Origin of the sequence: Methylobacterium sp. E-025, assembly GCF_022829705.1 — a bacterium.
Taxonomy (GTDB): Bacteria; Pseudomonadota; Alphaproteobacteria; order Rhizobiales; family Beijerinckiaceae; genus Methylobacterium.
On record NZ_JAKSYR010000174.1, the window covers coordinates 1 to 3,420 of the forward strand.

Consider the following 3,420-nt stretch of genomic DNA (forward strand, 5'->3'; position numbering starts at 1 on the left):
TGGGTGTAGAGGCCTTCCACACCGATATCGAGGTCCTTCACCGGCGACCAGATCAGGCTCGCGCCGGCGACGAACTGGTAGGTGTCGCGAAGCGCCTGGCTGAGCTGGTAGAACCGGGTGCCGGGCGTGCCGACCGAGTTCGCACCGAAGCCGGTACCACCGGTGAGCGTGAAGGCATTACCTTGACCGGCGCGGGCGCCAGCCGAGAAGCTCTGCTCGCCGTAGGAGCCGAAGGCGGCCGAACGCAGCTCAGGCGACCAGTAGTGCAGGTACGAGCCGACCACGGTGAAGCTATCAGAAAGCGACATCTGACCGGTGAACGGGTTGATCGTCGCGTCGGAGAAGTACTGCGCGAACTTCTGACCCTGGATCGTGGTCGTGCTCTGGGTGTACGAGCCGGTGTACGAGGAGTAGCCGGTGTACATCTGCGCGCCGACGCCGTAGGCGCCCTGCAGGTAGAGGGTATCGCCGGGGGAGATGAACGGCAGGTTGACCTTCACGCCGCCCTGGACCGCGTAGCCGTACTCGTTGCTGGTGTGGGGGATGCTGACATTGGTACCCGTACCGGTACCGGCGCCGTTTGCGACGTTGCCGACGTTCAGCTCGTGCACCGCGGCGGTGAGCTGGGCGGAGCCCCAGGCCGCATCGTAGCGCAGGGCGCCGACGAAGTCGGGCATCCGGTTGCGCTCGATGCCATCAACGAAGCTGTAGCGGGTCGGGTTCGCCCCAGTGTACCCGATGAACACCGGGATCGGGGAGTTGGTCTGCCCGAACGCGGCCGCCGACGTGTTGAGCGTCACGTTATTAGCGTTGGTGGTCGGCGAGAAGATCGGCGTGCGGCGGAAGGTCGGGTCTTCAGCCGAGATCGTAGCCGAGAAGCCGTTGCCGAGCGTCGCGGTGTAGGCCAGCAGGTTGGTCGAGGACACGTCGGAGCCGGCGGTGGCACCGGCCAGCTCGAAGTCGTGAGCGTAGAAGTCGAAGAACGACGAGGCGCGACCGGCGGTGAAGCCCGCGAACTGGATGAAGGCCTTGTCGGCGTTCACGTACTGCTGCAGCCGGCCGAAGCTGTCGACGCCGAGGCCCGGGTAGGCGTTGCCGATGCGCTGAGTCGTGCCCGAGGTGCCGAGACCGGAATAGCCGGAGCCGCTGCCCGCTTCCAGGCGCACGAAGGCGCGAAGGGTGCCGTAGGCGGTCTGGGTGCGAGCGTCGAGGTTGATGCGCAGACGGGTGCGGTAGCCGGTGCTATCACCGTTGTTCGAACCGTTCTGGCGCGAGTACGACGGCTGGTAGGCGGCGTCGAAGCGGGCGCGACCCGAAAGGCGGAGGCAGGTGTCGGTGCCGGGGATGTAGAAGAAGCCGGCGCCGTAGGCGGAGCAGACGCGGACGAATTCGATGGGGGCGGCCTTCTTGACCGGCAAATCGGCAGCCTGGGCGCCGGCGACGGCGGCGAAGCCGGCGGCCGAAGCGAGCAGGGTGCTCTTCAAGAGCGTCATAGATATCTCCAAAAGCTTCGAGACCCGAGGATTGTGTGGTCGCGGGGCCGGGGCCGATCGCGTCACACCTTGTTTTGCGGCCCGCTTTTTGGTGCGGGCTCATCGGGCCCGCTTTTGCGATGCCCCCAGTGCCAAAACACTGTGTGCCAGCACATCCGTACGATCAACGTGAAATCCACGAGGGCGCCGCGGTGCTGTGGGAATGTTGCATCCAGGCAACGCTTTGGTTAGCTGGCGAGCAATCAGGCCAAAAAGGCCGCACGAAGCACTCGAACCGAAAAGTATATCGTCCGCAATTGATCTCGAGCAGCTTGCTAATCGCGCTCAGACCCCTTGCCTAGCGAAACGCACGAAGTTTGATCAGTTCGCGCTTTCAGGATGCTCGTGGGGCCGGACATAGCCCTGGCCAGCAAGCCAGTCCGTGAGGGCGTGTCTGACAACTACCCAAGGGTGACCGTGCCGTCGGTCTGATTGATCGCTACGACGCGAGGACCACGGACATCCGGATCGCGCTGTTCTCAAGCCGACAGGGCGGCGTTGGCAGCCTCGACGATGGCCCCCGTGGAGCTGATCCCGATCTACGGGCGGATCGCCTCGACCAGCCGGGTGATGATCGTCTGCTCCTCCAGCGGGTGGGCCGGCATCGTCGCCTGCTGGCAGAACGCTGCGTAGACATTCTCGGCGATCACCCGTGCGGCGCGGTCAGGATCCGGCGTGTCGCTCATTTCAAACGGCCCTTCGCCAACACGTGCTCGGTCAGTGCTCCACCGGCTGCTCAACGAACGAGCGGATCCCATCCTTAGCGACCGCATGCTCGAAGGCCTCGAAGGCGTCCTCATCGTTCGCAAAGGTGCCAGTCCACGCGGTGTGTCCCCCTTCGTGGTCGACGACCTCTAGGGTCCATTCGTCCGCAGTGTCGGCGAACCGGTAGATGTGAACCTGCACCGTGATGCCGTCGCGGGTGACGCTGCCGGCAAGCGGCGAGTCCTCGATTTCGCGGTCAGGGATGCTGGCCATCGGTTGCTCCTTTAGTTCGCGCCCTCAGGATCCTCGCGATGTGGAAGCAGGCCTTGTGCGGTGAGCCAATCGGACAGGATGAAACGGATGGCCTCAGTGCGTGAGGGCGGGTCTTCCTGCTGCCGCCTCCAAGCGTCGATCGCGGCCATCTGATCGGCCGTGAACCGCATCGGGAACGGTGGCGCGAATGCGCTTCCTGGCGGCCGGCCTTTGACTTTCTGTTCTACAGCCGTTGACATGATAAGCATGCTACCCGTATAACAAAAATGCGGGCCGCGGGGAAGGTGAGATTTCCACAACGGCCCTGACCACCAACTGCACTAAGGATGCTGTTCATGGCTAACCACGCCCATAGCACACGCACGCCCTTATTACCCCAAGCTGGCGCTCCGGCAGCCTTATTACCCCGCGGGGCTGGAGGGCAGCCTGGCCCCGTCACCCTGGCCCTCCGCGCCATGCGGACAGCCAATCCTGACCAAGCCGCACACGACGCCATCAAGGCGATCCGCCGAGGCTTGGATCGCCACTTCTTCGAGGCTGACCATAGGCGCCTCAAGACGCTTCGCCGGAGCGTGGCGGACCGCATCGAGGCCGACCTTGCCTTGCTCGACATGCTCACAGGCGACGCCAACCTCGAAGACGACGACCGCGAGCACGATCCTGCCGAGGACGGCCTTGCCGATGCCGATGGCTTTCTGTGGCACAATCAGGTGCGCGCGGGGCTCTGCGCATGAGCGGCCCGTCAGACCGCCGCGGGTTCCTCCGCGGTCTTGTCTCGCTTCCGCTCATCGGTGGCGGCGTGACGCTCATTGGCAACCCGACTGCGGTCGCCACTCCAATCACCGCGAGCTTACTCGCCAACTATGAGACGTGGCTGAACCAGGAGGCTTACAAGGTCGCTTGTGAGCTT

4 protein-coding genes and 1 pseudogene are annotated in these 3,420 nt (G+C 64.4%); 2 read left to right on the forward strand and 3 right to left on the reverse strand.

Going from position 1 to position 3,420, the window contains the following annotated elements; genetic code table 11:
• The 3 genes from MKK64_RS25265 to MKK64_RS25275 form a co-directional block, all read right to left on the reverse strand.
• The coding region (locus tag MKK64_RS25265; RefSeq protein WP_243938347.1) for a porin at positions 1 to 1,493 on the reverse strand (1,493 nt) is incomplete at its 3' end.
• 578 nt (positions 1,494 to 2,071) lie between these two features.
• Positions 2,072 to 2,218: a hypothetical protein gene (locus tag MKK64_RS25270; RefSeq protein ID WP_243938349.1), complete on the reverse strand. Its 147-nt coding sequence runs from the start codon at positions 2,216 to 2,218 to the stop codon at positions 2,072 to 2,074.
• 31 nt (positions 2,219 to 2,249) lie between these two features.
• Complete coding sequence (locus MKK64_RS25275; protein ID WP_243938351.1) at positions 2,250 to 2,510, reverse strand: hypothetical protein; 261 nt, start codon at positions 2,508 to 2,510, stop codon at positions 2,250 to 2,252.
• Positions 2,511 to 2,965: 455 nt separating this feature from the next.
• On the opposite strand from MKK64_RS25275, the gene MKK64_RS25280 reads away from it, so the two are divergent.
• Positions 2,966 to 3,244, forward strand: coding sequence for a hypothetical protein (locus MKK64_RS25280; RefSeq protein ID WP_243938353.1), 279 nt, complete (start codon positions 2,966 to 2,968; stop codon positions 3,242 to 3,244).
• A pseudogene (locus MKK64_RS25285) lies at positions 3,241 to 3,420 on the forward strand (hypothetical protein); the annotation flags it as partial. The gene MKK64_RS25280 and the pseudogene MKK64_RS25285, both read left to right, overlap by 4 nt.